Genomic DNA, 17,015 nt, shown 5'->3' with positions numbered 1-17,015 from the left:
GCTGGCATTATATTCACCATTCGACCTAGAGTCCCTAAAGGAGCTTCGCTAGCCTCTGCCTTATGACTAGACCGAACGAAGGAATGTAGGCACACAGATGCCCAGAGACATGGGAGGGTACGTCATCATAAGTTACGCAGAGATCCATTGTGCATCACATAATTCTCTGACACTACTTACCACTATTAACCAGTAGTGACCGCGTAGCGTACCCATATAATGGAATAGTTTCTCATAATATAAAAATATTGTTAGGAAGCGTGTCGAAAAATATTTTTTTGACACCCCACCAACGGCTCAAACCGTTGATAAATCAACATTTATAGAGGGAGGGTAATATGGATAAGATTAACATACAGATTAAAAACTGCTACGGTATTAATAGGTTAGAAAAAGAGTTTGAATTTACAGGAGGAAAATCTACACAAATTATATATGCACCGAATGGGGTAATGAAAACATCATTCGCAAAAGTTTTTGATGATTATAGTAAAGGTGCGGAGTCAAAAGACCTTATTTATCCGCAAAGGGAATCTATACGAAGTATTAAAGATAGTGGTGGAAATGACATTGCCCCTGAATCAATATTTGTAATAAGGAATTACGAAAAGTCCTTTAAATCCAATAGGATATCAACCTTATTAGTAAATGATGAATTAAGGAAACAGTACGAAAAAATCCATGAAAACATTGACATTGAAAAGGAAAAGCTCATTAAGGTACTTTTACCTTTGACCGGATTAAAAAAGGATATTGAAGAGGAGTTTTGTTCTTCTTTTAACGAAGGTGCAAATAATTTTTTACAGGTATTAAACAAAATTGAGGATAAGGTAAATGATGGTGGTGCTCCTCTATTTACCCATATTATCTATAAAAATATTTTTAACGAGAAGGCAATCGCATTTCTTGAGACTGGTGATTTTAAAAACCAAATTAGGGAGTATATTGAAAAGTATGATGAGTTAGTTAGTAATTCACCGATACTTAAAAGGGAATTTAATCATTATCATGCTACTACAGTACAAAAAAGTCTGACAGACAATGGATTTTTTAAAGCTGAACATTCAATAAATCTAAATATAAATGGAGAAAAACAAGAGATATCTGACCAAAAAGAATTTCTAAAAATGATAAAAGGTGCAAAAGATGCAATATTAAATGATAAGTCTTTACAATCTATTTTTAATAATATCGATAAAAAGATATCAAATGCACAATTAAGAGACTTTAGGGAATATTTGTTTGAAAATCAAGAAATTCTAAGAGAGCTTGCTGATTTGAATACATTTAAACAAAAACTTTGGGTTTCGTACTTGAAGGATAATAAAGCTGAATATATAAGTTTAGTAGATGAGTATAAAAAGGGACAAATTAAAATAAAGGAAATTATTGAAAAGGCAAAAAATGAACAAACAGATTGGGAAAATGTTATTAAAATATTTAATAGCAGGTTTTTTGTGCCATATAGACTAAAGATACAAAATAAAGAGGATTCAATTTTAAAAGACCAAGCACCAAATATTAATTATTATTTTGAGAAACGACCTGAAAATGTGGAAGAAGAGCTGTTACAAATGGTTTTAAGTCAGGGAGAAACCCGAACATTATACTTGTTAAATATTATCTTTGAAATAGAGTCTAGGAAAAAGCAAGGTATTAAGACGTTATTCATAATAGATGATATCGCCGATTCCTTTGATTATAAAAATAAGTACGCAATCATTGAATACTTAAAGGATTTATCTGAACAGAACAATTTCCTTTCGATTATTTTAACTCATAACTTTGACTTTTTTAGAACAGTGCAAGAAAGAATAAGTGGAAATAGTAAGTATATGGGTTCCTTCATGGCTATGAAGGAAAATGAGTATATTAATTTGGAAAATCTCAAGTATAAGTATATAAGTAACCCATTAAAAAATTGGAAAAGTAATTTGTCTAATAATGCAAAATTAATTGCCTCAGTTACTTTTGCTAGGAATATCGCAGAGTATATCGGCGATATTGAGAACTTTAACAAGCTAACATCTGTATTGCATATGAAAGAGTCCACCGAGACTTTAACAATTAAGGAATTACAAGAAATTTACAAAGTTATTTTTAAAGATTTAAATGACCTTGAATTAGAAAATGGTGACAGAAAACTTTATGAAATTATCTTTGAGGAAGCTGAACGCATTGTTAATTCCGAATCAGAATCAGTGGCAAATCTTGAAAATAAAGTAGTTTTGTCTATTGCCATAAGGTTAAATGCTGAAAAGCACATGATTAATCAAATTAATAATTTTGATTTTGTTTCAAGCATTAATAAAAATCAAACGGGTGTATTGTTTGGTAAATATAAGGGGCTTTTTCCAGAAGAAATAAATAGCATTGAAATTCTGGAAAAGGTAAACATAATGACACCAGAAAACATTCATCTGAATTCCTTTATGTTTGAACCAATTTTAGATATGTCTGACCTTCATTTAAAGCAATTATATAATGAAATACTAGAACTGTTAATGGTGGGTGAGGAACTAGCACATGCAAAAGCTTATGCAGCAGCCACCGGGGTTGAAAAATAGAACCAAAGGGTTATTAAATTATTGGGTAAAGCTGTTAGTAGAGAAATGTGCTGTTGATAAAAATTTGTAGTAGAACTCATCGAGGTAAGGACACTATTCTCCAATATATATAATCTTGAGAAGTAATTATGAAGGATATATGAAGCTGAAGAATTATGCAATCGAGATATAAATTGGAGAATAATATTTCCAATTCAACAAAAAGAAAAAAACTCATTTAGATACATCACGGTGAACCGTATCACAAATCAAAAGAGTTAAGTAGGGCTTCTAAAGCCTTACTTTAACTCTTGTTTATTTACCAAAAACCCCTTGATCCACCCCATCTAAACACCTAAACTAAAAGTAACAGTTTAATGGAAAAAGGTGGAGTGGTAGATTATATGGGAAATCGATTACTAGTAAACTCGAAAAACACGAATCTTCTACATGAGCTTGTGACTTCTTTGAAGGAGTGCAAGAGCTTTTATTTTAGCGTGGCCTTTATTAATTTTAGCGGGCTGCAGCTGCTTTTAGACCCTTTGAAGGAAGCGGCTAGTCGCGGTGTGGAAGGGCGTATTATTACATCGACGTATCTGAATTTTACGGAAGTGAAGGCGTTAGAGAAGATTAAAAGCTTTGATAATATTGATCTTAAGGTATTCAGCGCGGTAGAAGAAAAAGGTTTTCATACGAAGGTTTATATCTTTGAATATGAGAACGACTATAAAGTAATTATTGGTTCTGCGAATATGACGCAAAGCGCGTTGAAAAGTAATATTGAGTGGAATGTAGAGGTTGTGTCAAAGAGCGAGATGCCTTTCATTCAGGATGTTCTAAAGGAATACGAGCACTTGTGGGACATTAGTAACGACGCAACAAGCGAATTTCTAGAGGAGTACGGGAAGTTTTTGGCTGCGTTAAAGGAAGCAGCTTACAAACCTCAAATGATTTTTGAAAAGGGTGAGTACATCAAGCCAAATAAGATGCAGCAGCGCGCAATGGAAAATCTAGAACGCCTGCGCAGTTTTGGTGAAACGAAAGCTCTAGTTATTGCGGCAACGGGTACAGGTAAGACATATATGTCGGCATTTGACGTGCAAAAAGTGAAACCAAAGCGCCTTTTATTTATTGTGCACCGAGAAGAGATCCTTCAAAAAGCAAAAGAAACGTTTGAAACACTGTTTGTGAACGAGGGAGTGACGTTTGGCTTGTTGACGGGAAGTTCAAAAGATCAAGAAGCAGACTACTTGTTTGCGACGATTCAAATGTTAACAAAGTACTATAGTGAGTTCGAACGAGATTCGTTTGACTATATTATTTATGATGAAGCTCACCATGCGACAAGTCCTTCTTATCAGCGAGTGATGGAATATTTCACGCCAGCATTTACCCTAGGCATGACGGCAACACCGGAGCGAAGCGACAGCATGAATGTATTTGATTTGTTTGATAACAACGTAGGCATTGAAGTTCGTCTTCACGAAGCGCTAGAAGATCAGTTAGTCGTACCGTTTCACTACTTTGGTATTACTGATATTGAAGATGTTGATTTAAGCGGTATTGACATTGATGATATAGCTGAGGTAACCAAACGGTTAAAAGTAAATGAGCGCGTCGACTTTATTATTGAAAAGATGGAGTTTTATGGTCACGATGGCTTAACGCGTAAAACGCTTGGCTTTTGCGCTAGCATTGAACACGCTGAGTATATGGCAGAAGAGTTTAATAAGCGCGGCTACAAAAGTGAAGTGTTACATGGCGGCCATTCCATTCCCCAGCGTCAAGAGTGTATTAAGCGATTAGAAGATGATAGAGATGAATTAGAAGTCATTTTTTCAGTGGATATTTTCAATGAAGGTGTGGACATTCCGTCGGTGAATTCTGTATTAATGCTTCGTCCAACGAATTCACCAATTGTATTCATCCAGCAGCTGGGGCGCGGTTTGCGCAAGCACGCCAGCAAATCATTCTTAACAGTACTTGATTTTATCGGAAATCACAGCAAGGTCTTTTTAATTGCGCTCGCTCTAAACGGCAGCCGCTATTACGATAAGGAAAGCTTAAAGGTAGCCATCGCAAAGGGATTCCCAAGCATTCCAGGTGCTACACATATTCAAATGGATGAGATATCACGCGACCGAATTTTAGCGCAAATTGACCGTGAAAACTTCAATTCGCTGAAGTACCTGAGAGAAGAGTACAACGAATTTAAAAAATTAAATCAAGGCATAATTCCGTATTACCTGATGGACTATTTAAAGTTTGATGGAGCGCCTGACCCAGTGAAGTTTATCAATAAAGAAAAGTCATATCTTCAGTTTGTAGCGAAAACCGAAAAAGACGACCAGCTGAAAACTCTGTTACTTCATGAAGACTTTGAAAGTGCCTTGAAGGAGTTGTCTAGTAAGCTACCAATCAAGCGCGTGTACGAGTTTGTGATTTTAAAATATTTACTAAGTCATGACAAAGTTTCACTGAAGCAAGCCAATCAAGAAATCTTGAAATACGTAGAGGATGTGGAAGAAGATACGGTAAGGCACGCGTTTGAAGTATTAAATCAAGCGTACTATGATAGTGGACAGCTTCGTTCTAAGTTAAAGCTAATTGATTTTAACGGAGAAGAAGCGGTGAAAACGGAGCGCTTTGCGAATGTTTTACATAACGACCAGTTTAAGCCGTTTATTAAAGATGCGATTGATTACGGCATTTTCCGCTACGAGAAAGAGTTTGGTAAACGAGATTACGGCGTACCGCACTTAAAGCTGTATGAACAGTACACAATGATGGACCCAGCGCTACTATCTAACTACCGGAAAACGCACAGCTCGTTTCGTGGTTCTGGCTTATTGACAAATGATAAAGAGTTTTTCTTATTTATTGATCTTCATAAGGAAGAAGATATTAAAGAAAGCATTAACTATCAGGATAAGTTCATCGATAAGCGCACGTTCCACTGGCAAACGCCAAACAGTACGACCCAAAAGTCTGAGCGAGGAAAGAATATTATAGTTAACAAAGACAGAGGTATTCACCTGCATCTATTTGTACGAAAATATCGTGAGATGGATGGTAAGACTGAACCGTTTATTTATATCGGTAAAGGAAATACGGTTGAGTACCACGGGGAAAAGCCGATTACGGTAATCTTAGAATTAGAAAATGAAATTCCAGCGTTTCTGTATACGGAGTTTACGGAAAGAGTATAGCCTTCTCATCGCGAGAAGGCTATTTCTTTTCTACTAATAGTTCAACCGCCGGAACGTCCGCCGGTGCCCAGACAAGTGAATCTAGATTTTCTTTGTTTAACCAAACAAGCTTGGCATGCTCAGTGGGCTGCGGTGTACCTTCAACAATTTCAGCTTTAATCGCAATGAGCTCAATAATAAACGTATCGTATTCATGGGTGTGTTCGTTATGTAGCTCCGTTGCTTTGATTTTACAGTGAAGCTCTTCTTCGATTTCTCTCACAATCGCAGAGTAAATATCTTCGCCTTCTTCTACTTTCCCACCAGGAAATTCCCACATGTTCGGTAGAGACATGTCGTTTGAACGGAGAGCACAGAGGACTTCGTTTTGATCATTTTCAATAACGGCGGCAACGACCTTTATTTTTTTCTTCACGGTTCATTCTCCTTACAGCTGTTTTGTTTCATCATAACATAGGAGAGTGGGAGATTATAAGATCGGAATTGAGAGGTGGGTTTCATTTACTCGTTCTTACATTAACAACAAGCCATACACTTTGAATCACAAGCGGAATGACAAAGGCAAGCACTAACACAACAAAGGATATAAGCTTGACCTCAGGGGTTTGAATGGCACCCGCTCCGTCCACTTTTCGCGTCCATACCATAATAGTGCCTAAAACAAATAGCATGGCCCAAAAACAGTTCGTAATCCACCAGGAGATCCATCGTTTTTTCATGAAATCGCTCCTTTCATCTTTGGCATAAAGCAAATTTACTTTTAAGTTTTTCCTTTATTATACAGGAATTGTTATCCAATAATTAACAAAAAACAGTTTTTCTATATTTTATTTATGATTTTGCTAGAGAGGTTATAAATGGATTTATAAGATAAGTGCTTTGAAAAATGAAGTGTTGTACAGTGTTAGCTAAGTGAAATGAAAATAAAAATTGTAAAAATTTATAAAATTTGATATGTTTAAAGTGAAAATAATATCGATGTAGAAACAGGTGTAGGTGAAAGGTGTCTTTCATCTGCTTAAAAGGGAAGTTCGGTTGGAATCCGACGCTGTCCCGCAACTGTATTTGGGAGCGATTCGAAAAAGCCACTGTTTTCATGGAAATGAAGATGGGAAGGTTCGAAGAGCGATGATCATAAGCCAGGAGACCTGCCTGTTTTAGCATGCATCAATACCTACGCGGATAGGGGGTGTTAAGTGCGAAGTGACAAACATGTTTTAAAAATGATTTAAAAACATGTTTATTTGAGTATTGTCTCGCGGCTTAACAACTTCTTTGGGAAGTTGTTTTTTTATTGCTTTTTTAGCGGGTACGCGTGATGGAGGTGAGCAGCTGTGGACGGATCAGTTGAGTATTTTGTGAATTACTTCAAAGCGAGCATTATGAATAACGTAGTGGCAGAGAACCCTTGTACACTTTCAGACTATTATCAGGAGTTAAGAGATTTTGTGGTAGACAAGAGGGGGGATGCTGAAAAGAAGGCTCTTTTTTTACACAATATTGAAAAGGCTTACAAAACAGTAGGTGAAGAGATATTTGGAATGGAGGAAAAGAGAGATGGAGACTGAAGCGAGGTTTTTTCCGGGGCTTGAAGGCGTTGTGGCTGCTGAAACAAAGATTTCATTTCTTGATACCCAACAGGGGAAAATTATTATTCAAGGGTATGACCTGATTGAGCTATCAAAATCAAAGAGCTACCTCGATATGATCTACCTTTTACTAGAAGAAAGGCTGCCGAATATTAACGAGAAGGAACTAGTTGAAGAAATGTTAAAAGGGGAGTACGAGATTCCAGATGAACTGTTGGATGTCTTTTGCTTACTCCCTAATGGCACGCATCCAATGGATGGCTTGCGAACAGGAATTTCATTTCTTTCAGGCTTTGATAAAAGGCTTGATAATCGTTCTCTATCGGCAAATAAAAGCCGTGCTTACAAGCTGTTAGGCAAAGTGCCTGCGATTGTGGCGAACAGCTATCGTTTAATCGAAAAGAAAGAGCCGATTCGTCCGCTTAAAGAGTTATCGTATAGCGCAAATTTCTTTTACATGATTACGGGGAAGAAGCCATCATCTCTGGAAGAGCAAATCTTTGATCGTTCACTTGTTTTATATAGTGAGCATGAGATGCCAAACTCAACGTTTACAGCGAGAGTCATTTCTTCTACTCAGTCTGATTTATACGGTGCATTGACAGGAGCGGTTGCTTCTTTAAAAGGAAACCTGCATGGAGGAGCTAACGAAGCGGTAATGGAACTGCTTTTAGAAGCTGGTACTGTAGATAAATTTGAAGAGCTGCTGATCGCTAAGCTTTATAAAAAAGAGCGTATCATGGGATTTGGCCATCGCGTGTATATGAACAAAATTGATCCGCGGGCTTTAATGATGAAAGAGTCGCTCAAACAGCTATGCGACCTGCAAGGAGATAATCGTCTTTATCGCATGTGCGAAGCGGGCGAAGAGCTTATGAAGCGTGAAAAAGGTCTTTATCCGAACTTGGATTACTACGCAGCACCTGTCTATTGGATGCTTGGTATTCCTATTTCACTTTATACACCGATCTTTTTCAGTGCTAGAACGGTAGGGTTATGTGCGCATGTTATTGAGCAACATGAACATAATCGACTTTTTAGACCGCGCGTACATTATGTAGGCGAGCGCCGCTTTTAACAATTTGGGGTTGTTCACGGCCACTCACCGAATGGATATTTTGGCGAATACCCATTTCTATCATAAATAAATTTGAGGAGAAAGGAAAGATGCACATGTTGAAAACGAATGAGCAAGTCAAAACGGATGTTTTATTAGAGGAAATCGCAGATTACGTTCTTCATAAAGAGATTAAGAGTTTAGAAGCGTTCCAAACCGCTCGTTATGTCCTGCTTGATACGATTGGATGCGGGATGCTGGCGCTTAGTTATCCAGAGTGCACAAAGCTCCTCGGCCCCATTGTTCCAGGAACAGTTGTACCAAATGGCAGTCGGGTGCCGGGAACGTCATTTGAGTTAGATCCAATTCGAGCTGCGTTCAACATTGGTTGCATCATCCGCTGGCTGGATTACAACGATACGTGGCTAGCGGCAGAATGGGGACATCCTTCTGATAATCTTGGAGGTATTTTAGCGACAGCTGACTACATTAGCCGCGTACGCGTAGCAGAAGGGAAAGAGCCGCTGGCCGTTCGTGATGTGCTTGAAATGATGATTAAAGCGCACGAAATTCAAGGCGTGCTGGCGTTAGAGAACAGCTTAAACCGAGTTGGATTAGATCACGTGATGTTTGTGAAGATTGCCACGACTGCAGTTGTTACCAAAATGCTTGGAGGAACGCGTGAAGAAATTATTAACGCTTTGTCCAATGCGTGGATTGATACGGTAAGCTTACGTACCTACAGACATGCGCCGAATACCGGTTCTAGAAAGTCTTGGGCTGCCGGCGATGCGACAAGCAGAGGCGTACAGCTTGCTATGATGGCAGTAAAAGGAGAAATGGGCTATCCCACTGCGTTGTCTGCACCTAATTGGGGGTTCCAGGACGTATTATTTAACAAAAAACAGGTAACGCTTGGTCGTCCGCTTGATTCCTATGTTATGGAGCATGTGCTATTTAAAGTGTCTTATCCAGCGGAGTTTCATGCTCAAACGGCCGCGGAGTGTGCGGTTAAACTGCATCGAGAAGTCGTGAATCGATTAGACGATATTGCTTCGATTACAATTACAACGCATGAGTCTGCGATTCGCATTATTGATAAAGAGGGGCCACTTCATAATCCGGCCGATCGAGATCATTGTTTGCAGTATATTACGGCGATTGGTCTCCTTAAAGGAACAATTGTTGCCGATCATTATGAAAACGAAGTCGCATCTGATTCTCGAATTGACGAGCTGCGCAGCAAGATGAAGGTTGTTGAAAATAAGCAGTATAGCGAAGACTACCTGGATCCGAAAAAGAGATCGATTGCAAATGCCGTGCAGATTCATTTTAAAGATGGTACACAAACAGAGGAAGTAGAGTGTGAATATCCGTTAGGGCACCGTTTTAGAAGAGATGAAGCCATTCCAAAGGTTAAAGAAAAATTCTCAACTAATATCAAAACGCGTTTTCCTCTCAAACAGCAAAAGCAAATTGAAGCAGTTTGTTATAACCAAGAGGAGCTTGAAAGCATGAGCGTAAACGAGTTTGTTCAATTGTTTTTGATCTAAATAAGGAGGGTCTTACATGACGTGGATTGTCAATCAGCCGTTATCTCAACAGGAGCTAGCTGCTAAATTTCAACAGCTTATGGATGCGCAAGAAATCCTTCAACTTCCAGGTGCACATGATGCTATGGCCGCACTGGTGGCTAAGCAAGCTGGCTTTTCAGCACTTTACCTATCAGGTGCTGCTTATACGGCAAGTCGGGGACTACCAGATTTAGGAATTGTAACATCTACAGAGCTAGCCGATCGGGCGAAAGACGTGATACGAGCTACAAACTTACCTGTGCTGGTTGATATTGATACTGGTTTTGGTGGCGTGTTAAACGCTGCTCGTACTGCTAGAGAAATGGTTGAAGCCAGCGTAGCAGCCGTTCAGATTGAAGATCAGCAGCTTCCAAAAAAATGCGGTCATCTCAATGGAAAACAGCTTGTAACAATAGAAGAAATGGCACAAAAGATCAGATTAATTAAAGAAGTCGCTCCTTCTTTAGTTGTTGTGGCTCGGACGGATGCTCGCAGTAGCGAAGGCCTGGAGGAAGCTGTCAAACGAGCAGCTGCATATGTGGAAGCAGGGGCAGATGCTATTTTCCCTGAAGCGCTCGGCTCTGAAGAAGAGTTTCGGACATTCAAAAGTCAAATTCAAGCGCCTCTTTTAGCTAACATGACGGAGTTTGGAAAAACACCGTACTATACAGCAACAGAATTTAGCAATATGGGCTTTCAGATGGTCATTTATCCCGTCTCGTCGCTTCGCGTAGCAGCAAAAGCGTACGAAAGGATATTTGATTTAATCAAGGCGACAGGTACCCAAAAAGAAGCAATAAGAGATATGCAGACAAGAAGTGAGCTATACGACCTCATTTCGTATTATGATTTTGAGCATTTGGACAAGAACTTGGCTCAAACCATTCTTACGGAAAAGCATAAGTCATAGGTACATGAAGGTAGTAAGTTCTTACAGATATCAGGGTCTGTAATTAAGAAAGGTTTGTTGGGACAACCTCTTACAGAAGATTTTAAGCTTGAAGATTATACGGGTGAAACGGTTGTACCAAAAGGTCAGCTGTTTGTCATGGGTGATAACCGTCGCAACAGCCTAGACAGCAGGTCCCCGATGCTTGGCACCGCTCCATACAATCAAGTGGTTGGAAAAGCAGAGCTTGCATACTGGCCTTTAGAGAAGCTGGAGGTTATCGGTTCTGATCTGAAAGAGTAGATAACAATTGTTTAACTAATGAAAAGATCCCTCATAAAGAGGGGTCTTTTCATTTCTCTAAGGTATGCAGCATGCTTATAAGTGCGAATTGATAGCATTTCGCAATTCACTATATTTATTTTTGCTAACTCGAATTTCAGCATTCACATTTTCAAGCTCGATTAAATAGGAGCGCATATATTCATCAGGCTTAATTTCAGCTACTTTTGATAAAGGAATTAAGAATGATTGGTGCGGTCTGAAAAAATGATGTTTGCTTAGCATTTTTTCTAGCTCGTTCAGTGTATTGCTGCATTCAATTTCTTTGTTATCCTTTACGCTAATAATACATTTTCGGCCTCGTTTTTCAACGAAATTAATTTCATTGATTGTAATAAAGTGAATGGAGCTTTTGTCTCTTACCGTGATTTTCTTTGTCGCTTGTTCTTGTGTGCGATCAAAATTAAGTTCTTGAGAAACGGTTCTGTTTGAGCGCTGGTTACGAAACTGAACCAACGCTTTTTCAAGTCGTAAGGGGCTTACAGGCTTTAATAAAAAGTCGATAGGATATAATTCATACCCATGTAGAGCATAGTCAGAGTGACCCGTTACAAAAATCAATAAAATATCAGGAAATTGCTGTTTAATGGTCTCGGCCAACTTTAAACCATTGATGTGAGGCATGTCTATATCTAAGAAAACCAAATCAATCGCTGATGTTTGTATAAATGCTAGTGCGTCTCTGGGATCTGAATAACTATAAATGTTTTCAATAAATGGATATTGCGTTAATAAATTTTTTAACATATCCGTGCAATGGACCTGATCATCTACGGTTAAAACATTATATTTATCCATCCGTCTCTCTCCTTTAAATCGCTTTGTTCTTTTTCATGGCTGGAAGCCTAGCAATAAAAGCCGTAGTGTTACTAGTTGTTTCTAAGTAAATCATGCCTTCATACTTCTCGATAATCCGCTTAGTAGCAATTAAACCAATACCTTCATGATTATTTGATTTAGTTGTAAACTGATTATTAAATAGTTTTGAAGCAATGTGAGAGTCTATTTCTCCACTATTTGTTACTGTAAATATGTATTCGTTGGATAAATGCTCAAGCTCAATTAAGACTTCAATCCAGCTATCTTGTGTTTTATCGTGCGTTAGAGCATCCATCGCATTTGAAATTAAATTCCCTAGTACGCGATTAATATCGGTTACTTTGCAAGGAATGTGGGCTAAATTATCTTTTGCAATTACGGACATCTGAATATTTTTGGTATATGCTTGCTGTTTTAAAGTTAACAATAAAGCCGAAACGGCTGGATGATGAATAGGAATGACTTCATTTATTTTTCTCACATCTTCAATGACTTCCTCTATATATTCTTCAGTATCCTGAAACTTTTGCTGGGCGATTAATCCGTATAGTGTATGAAGGTGATGAATAAAATCATGCCGCTGAGATTTGATAACTTGAAAGTACCGCTTAATTTCCACTTCATGCTGTTTTTCTAACAGCTTCTCTAATCGTTCAGATTTATGCTTGAGCATAATTTGTGAAAAGAATAGTAGATAAATGATAGATACAACTGTAATGAATAAAATGGATGAATTTGTTTGTTGTAAATAAAATAAATTATACGAAATCGTAAATGCTACAACAATGATAAGTACCATAGTAACGCAAGTTAAGATGATATATTTAGGCCCAGATTTCTTATAAAAGAAATCATCTTGATCTTTGTAAATAATAGTTAGCGGAATGAAAGATAGTTTGTATTTAATAAATAGAAAGCTAATGAAATTAATTAATAGAATATGAGGTAACGCAATGAACATTTTCTTAAAGGAATAAGCTTCCAAAAAGCTTATGACATCAAAGATATTGCCTAAAAAAAGGAGCGCTATCAATTCTCCTAATAATAAAATACATAAACCGAGTACGACTGAAATAAAGGCAGCAGAAAAGCTAATCTTAAAAATTAAGCTTCCTAAGATGAATAAAATGAGAAAGCTGCATAAAAAAGTAATGGCGTGTGAAAAATTGGTCGTTAACTTTAACAGCATAATCGATGCTACTCCGATTGAGTTGACTGCTATGAACTGTGCTTTTACTTTCGAAAATTTAATACCTAAAAAGGCAATCAAGAAAAATATTAATGAAAAAACCTCTAAAAAGGTGCCTATTACTTCAACGAAGAAGTTCATTTTAATTCTTTTTACCTCCTATTTTTAATTATGCTAACAACCCTTTACGATATATAAAATAGCATATATTGAATTTTTTTAATATGTTAATTGCGATAATTATTTCTAAAAATAGCAATACTTGGTTAATATAACGAGTTGAACAGATGGTATTTTGACCCTGATAAGACAAAAAATCTCCTAGATAAGCAGAATATATAGACATATATGTATGTTTATTCTAAATTATTGTAAGAAGTTTTCTGAGTTACTATATTGTAATGAAATATAGTGGAGGGGTGAAAAAATGCTAAGCAAATGGCTGAAATGGAAGCTTTTTATTCGATGGAAAAATCAATGGAACTATATTAAAATCTTTAGAGATTTATCAGTCGGAAGAAGCCTCTGGGTCTTATTTTTTATTCAAAATATAATTAATTCATGTTTGATTTTTTTCGGAACGTATTTCCTTTTAAAATACGTAGTTCTTAACGAACATTTAACAAATGGTGAAGCGAAGCAAAGTCTAGTGATTAATCTAATTCTAAAGACGTTGTCTTCCATACAACAAAATGGGGAGATTCTTTGGTCCATTTTATTTTGTTTGATTATGATTTTTGCCTTTATTTCGGGGGTAAGTTCTTCTAAATGGCAAATACAATCCAAAGACCAAGAATGGTTAATGATTACGTTAAAGATCAAGCAAAGAAAAGCAAGCATCTTTCTCTATTTAGAATCGATTGTGTGGGACACGAAGGATTTTATCTTTAACTACATCCCAATTCTATTAGCTTTAGGCGTTGTTACAGGTGTAAATAAAGTTTATCTTGCTAGCTTACTAATTTTAACGTTAGGAAGCTACCTGCTGCTAACTTTACTTGTTTCAATATTGCATAACAATTATATGAAGCTACAGCATTATAAATGGAATTTCTTTTTGAGATTGTTAACGAACCTAATTCTTCGCCTTTTAATTGTGTATACAGCGTTTTTTGTTGGAAAAATGAGTTCTCCGTGGATTAAGGAATTTCCTCTAACGAGCAATAATGTCAATTATGAACATTACAATGAGTGGATCAATGAGGGAGTAGACGTCATCTCTTCTATTTTAGCACCACTATCAAACATCTTTTTACATCCCTATATGCCGTATAACGTGTTTTCAGACATTTTGTTTAATGGCCTTCAACTCCATGCCTTGCTGAAGCTAGCGATGTTCTTTATAGGAGTAATCGTTCTTTTATCCATTTTATCAAAAATGAATCATCATAGAAGAACTCCGTATTATCCTTTTAAGAGAATAGAGGCTTTCAATACTCTTTTATCTAAAGTTATTCCTGGCACATCGTATACAACCATTTTAGCGAAGCATCATTATCGAACGGATTACTTACGCTATCGGTTTCCAGTTGTTCTAGGGTCATTTTTATTTTGGGTAATTTGGGGAGTAATTACAGGTCTTCTGCAAAGTCTTGATCAAAGTGAAGAGATTTATTTTTTAATCATGTCATTTTATTTATTTTTCCTAACTTATTTCTATGTATATTCAATTTTCACCGAGTTAAATGGCATGTTTTCTGTGGACGGGGAAGGGAAGCAAGTAATTACTTATTTATTAAATGGAAAATCATTATGGGATGTGTTTAAATATCGATTTCATCTATTCGCTTTGACAAGTTTACCTTTGTTTATTGTCGCAGATATCCTATTCTTTTTCGTTAATCAAATGCCACTCATGTTAAGTATCATGACTCTGTTATTGCATATTATTAGCTTTTTCTTCTTTGCTTTATTAATGTTCTTGCCAGGGGTACTTAGACCACATTTTAATTATGAAAATATCGAACAGCTAGATGATTATCCAGATAAAAAAATTGTCGCAGATGTGATCCGTTTTGCGACTGTTGGGTTAATGGTTCCACTATTGATGCTTCCTACGGCTTTGTTTTTAGTGGGTAGTATTGGGGTTTCAAGTTATATCGTCATTCAGTGGGGCATGGCTGGAATGATTCTTCTTTTATTCGTTGGAATAGCGCTGCCGCTCGTTTCCAAACTGTTGGTTAAAAAATCAAGCTTTGAACAAATAAACCTATAGAGAGAAGGGATTGTATGAACTACTCTTTAAGCTTTCAAAACGTCAGTAAATCGTTTGAAACCAAACGCATATTAGACCATATCTCATTTGATATTGAAAAAGGGAAAATCACGGCATTTCTTGGTCAGAATGGAGCGGGTAAAACCACAACGTTGAAAATTGCAATGGGACTCCTTACACCGGATGAGGGAAAGGTGCTTTTGCATAATGAAAGCATAGAGAAAATGAAGAAAGAAGTCACCTTTATACCTGACCATCCGTATTTATACGACGAGTTAACGGGTCGAGAATATATAAAGTTCATCATGGAATTAACTGATTTGAATCTATCTAAAGAGGAAGTAGAGAAACAAGTTGTTTACTATCATTTAGAGAAAGAAATCGATAAGAAAATTAAAAATTTATCTTTAGGTAATAAAAAAAAAATTAGCTTTGATGGGCAGCTTACTGAATAAGCCTAGCGTCTTATTGTTAGATGAGTTCATATCGGGTATTGATCCGATTAATATGAAAAAAATAAAATCAATTTTAAAAGATTATGTATCAGCAGGTAATTCTATTTTGCTCTCTACTCATCAGCTAGAAGTAGCACAAACATTTTGTGACTCTTTAGTCTTTATTAATGAAGGAAAAATCTTGAAAATAGAAAGCGATATATCAAGTGTTTTTACAAAAAATGAAAGCTTAGAAGACTACTTTATTTCAATGTTAAATATGTCAGGAGGCACTCAGCATGACTAAAAAATTCTTTATACTGGCTACTATCGTGTTTTTACTATTCGCTTCACCGCCACTTATATTAGCTATTTATCAAGGAGAGGTAAAGGATATTATGGTCATCTCTTTGATTATAATTATTGTTTTTTCGATTACAACATATGAATTTGTTAGAAGAAAAAAGTAAGAAAAGACTAAGTCCTTAAAAAATTAAGGATTTAGTCTTTTTATTTTCGTCACTAATATTAGCAAAATAACCCCTGAAAATACAAAAAACGACCACAATATCTAAAAAATGTTTATTCTTTGGGTTTTTATTGTACTATTTATTCAGGAAGCAACGAACAAACAGGAGGATGAGAAAGTACCATGATGAATCAATCTGAAGTAATGGAAAATAAACAATCTGTATCACTCTCGACTACCAATCCCATTAGTCTAGTTAGCGCACTATTTAGTCCAGTTAAATTCTTTAGTCAACTAAAAGTGCAAAGAAAACTGGGGGTCAATATCTTCATTATTTTAGTTCTATATGGAATTATTACGTACTTACTTTCTCAACACTTATTAACGAATAATAAAAAAGGAGATTGATTTAAATGAAAAAGTATCTTTATAATTTTGTTGCTGCTACAGGTTTATTTATGACACAAGCTACCTTTACAACAAGTTGTTTTCTAGGACTGTATGAACCTGAATTGCCTGAAGATGAAGACGAAGAGCTATAATAAGTTTTTGTAATTATTTCTATTTTTAAAGTAGTTAAATAGCCAGTTGTCGGTGTTGAACCGATGACTGGCTATTTACGTTTTTTATGCTTAGTACCTTTTAGAGATACCTTAATTTTATAAATGAAGATGATTTTATGA

Annotated in this window: 18 protein-coding genes and 1 riboswitch; of the genes, 14 read left to right on the top strand and 4 right to left on the bottom strand. The window is 36.5% G+C overall.

Translation table 11 applies throughout. The features are described from left to right. Positions 1-338: 338 nt before the first annotated feature. Positions 339-2,567 carry an ATP-binding protein gene (locus AS180_RS08680; protein ID WP_062686696.1) on the top strand — a complete coding sequence of 743 codons (2,229 nt, stop codon included), beginning with the start codon at positions 339-341 and terminating at the stop codon, positions 2,565-2,567. 383 nt (positions 2,568-2,950) lie between these two features. Continuing rightward, on the top strand, positions 2,951-5,755 hold the full coding sequence (locus AS180_RS08675) for a DEAD/DEAH box helicase (protein WP_062686699.1): 2,805 nt from the start codon (positions 2,951-2,953) through the stop codon (positions 5,753-5,755). Positions 5,756-5,774: 19 nt separating this feature from the next. Here AS180_RS08675 and AS180_RS08670 read toward each other — a convergent pair whose 3' ends face one another. Continuing rightward, entirely contained in the window at positions 5,775-6,170 is a 396-nt protein-coding gene (locus AS180_RS08670; protein ID WP_025907293.1) for a (deoxy)nucleoside triphosphate pyrophosphohydrolase, read from the bottom strand. Positions 6,171-6,252: 82 nt separating this feature from the next. Beyond that, positions 6,253-6,474 carry a DUF3923 family protein gene (locus tag AS180_RS08665; RefSeq protein WP_062686695.1) on the bottom strand — a complete coding sequence of 74 codons (222 nt, stop codon included), beginning with the start codon at positions 6,472-6,474 and terminating at the stop codon, positions 6,253-6,255. Positions 6,475-6,726: 252 nt separating this feature from the next. Next, positions 6,727-6,925: riboswitch (cobalamin riboswitch) on the top strand. Positions 6,926-7,089: 164 nt separating this feature from the next. Between AS180_RS08665 and AS180_RS08660 the strand changes: the two genes are divergently transcribed. From AS180_RS08660 to lepB, 5 genes are all read left to right on the top strand, one after another. After that, positions 7,090-7,323, top strand: a complete 234-nt coding sequence (locus tag AS180_RS08660; RefSeq protein WP_061785735.1) for a hypothetical protein — start codon at positions 7,090-7,092, stop codon at positions 7,321-7,323. Further along, positions 7,313-8,422, top strand: a complete 1,110-nt coding sequence (gene mmgD, locus AS180_RS08655) for a citrate synthase (protein WP_062686694.1) — start codon at positions 7,313-7,315, stop codon at positions 8,420-8,422. The genes AS180_RS08660 and mmgD overlap by 11 nt, the downstream gene beginning before the upstream one ends. 95 nt (positions 8,423-8,517) lie before the next feature. After that, positions 8,518-9,954: a bifunctional 2-methylcitrate dehydratase/aconitate hydratase gene (locus AS180_RS08650; RefSeq protein ID WP_025907301.1), complete on the top strand. Its 1,437-nt coding sequence runs from the start codon at positions 8,518-8,520 to the stop codon at positions 9,952-9,954. 16 nt (positions 9,955-9,970) lie between these two features. Further along, positions 9,971-10,885 (top strand): methylisocitrate lyase, encoded by a 915-nt coding sequence (gene prpB / locus AS180_RS08645; RefSeq protein ID WP_062686693.1) that lies wholly within the window; start codon positions 9,971-9,973, stop codon positions 10,883-10,885. A gap of 27 nt (positions 10,886-10,912) precedes the next feature. Continuing rightward, a complete protein-coding gene (gene lepB / locus AS180_RS08640) occupies positions 10,913-11,167 on the top strand; it encodes a signal peptidase I (protein ID WP_082636364.1) in 255 nt (84 codons plus the stop codon). A 75-nt stretch (positions 11,168-11,242) separates the two neighbouring features. On the opposite strand, the gene AS180_RS08635 is transcribed toward lepB, so the two are convergent. Both AS180_RS08635 and AS180_RS08630 read right to left on the bottom strand, forming a co-directional pair. Continuing rightward, on the bottom strand, positions 11,243-12,004 hold the full coding sequence (locus tag AS180_RS08635) for a LytR/AlgR family response regulator transcription factor (protein WP_025907306.1): 762 nt from the start codon (positions 12,002-12,004) through the stop codon (positions 11,243-11,245). 13 nt (positions 12,005-12,017) lie between these two features. Further along, the gene (locus AS180_RS08630) at positions 12,018-12,986 is read right to left on the bottom strand and encodes a sensor histidine kinase (protein ID WP_197414236.1); all 969 of its coding nucleotides are present in this window, start codon (positions 12,984-12,986) and stop codon (positions 12,018-12,020) included. Positions 12,987-13,017: 31 nt separating this feature from the next. On the opposite strand from AS180_RS08630, the gene AS180_RS23185 reads away from it, so the two are divergent. From AS180_RS23185 to AS180_RS22450, 7 genes are all read left to right on the top strand, one after another. Next, positions 13,018-13,383 carry a hypothetical protein gene (locus AS180_RS23185; RefSeq protein WP_152545187.1) on the top strand — a complete coding sequence of 122 codons (366 nt, stop codon included), beginning with the start codon at positions 13,018-13,020 and terminating at the stop codon, positions 13,381-13,383. Between the two features lie 561 nt (positions 13,384-13,944). After that, positions 13,945-15,429 (top strand): hypothetical protein, encoded by a 1,485-nt coding sequence (locus AS180_RS08625; protein WP_156413465.1) that lies wholly within the window; start codon positions 13,945-13,947, stop codon positions 15,427-15,429. A gap of 14 nt (positions 15,430-15,443) precedes the next feature. Continuing rightward, positions 15,444-15,884, top strand: a complete 441-nt coding sequence (locus AS180_RS08620; RefSeq protein WP_062686689.1) for an ATP-binding cassette domain-containing protein — start codon at positions 15,444-15,446, stop codon at positions 15,882-15,884. Then, positions 15,865-16,170: an ATP-binding cassette domain-containing protein gene (locus AS180_RS08615; protein WP_062686688.1), complete on the top strand. Its 306-nt coding sequence runs from the start codon at positions 15,865-15,867 to the stop codon at positions 16,168-16,170. The genes AS180_RS08620 and AS180_RS08615 overlap by 20 nt, the downstream gene beginning before the upstream one ends. After that, entirely contained in the window at positions 16,163-16,333 is a 171-nt protein-coding gene (locus AS180_RS22455; RefSeq protein ID WP_153301208.1) for a hypothetical protein, read from the top strand. The genes AS180_RS08615 and AS180_RS22455 overlap by 8 nt, the downstream gene beginning before the upstream one ends. A 182-nt stretch (positions 16,334-16,515) precedes the next feature. Beyond that, on the top strand, positions 16,516-16,740 hold the full coding sequence (locus AS180_RS08610; RefSeq protein ID WP_025909868.1) for a hypothetical protein: 225 nt from the start codon (positions 16,516-16,518) through the stop codon (positions 16,738-16,740). A gap of 5 nt (positions 16,741-16,745) precedes the next feature. Further along, a complete protein-coding gene (locus AS180_RS22450) occupies positions 16,746-16,874 on the top strand; it encodes an AgrD family cyclic lactone autoinducer peptide (RefSeq protein WP_139109175.1) in 129 nt (42 codons plus the stop codon). The last annotated feature ends 141 nt before the right edge of the window (positions 16,875-17,015 follow it).

The organism is Priestia veravalensis (assembly GCF_001457055.1).
In the GTDB taxonomy this organism is placed as follows: Bacteria; Bacillota; Bacilli; order Bacillales; family Bacillaceae_H; genus Priestia; species Priestia flexa.
The sequence above is the reverse complement of the archived record's forward strand: the minus strand, read 5'-3'. Positions and strand labels throughout refer to the sequence as shown.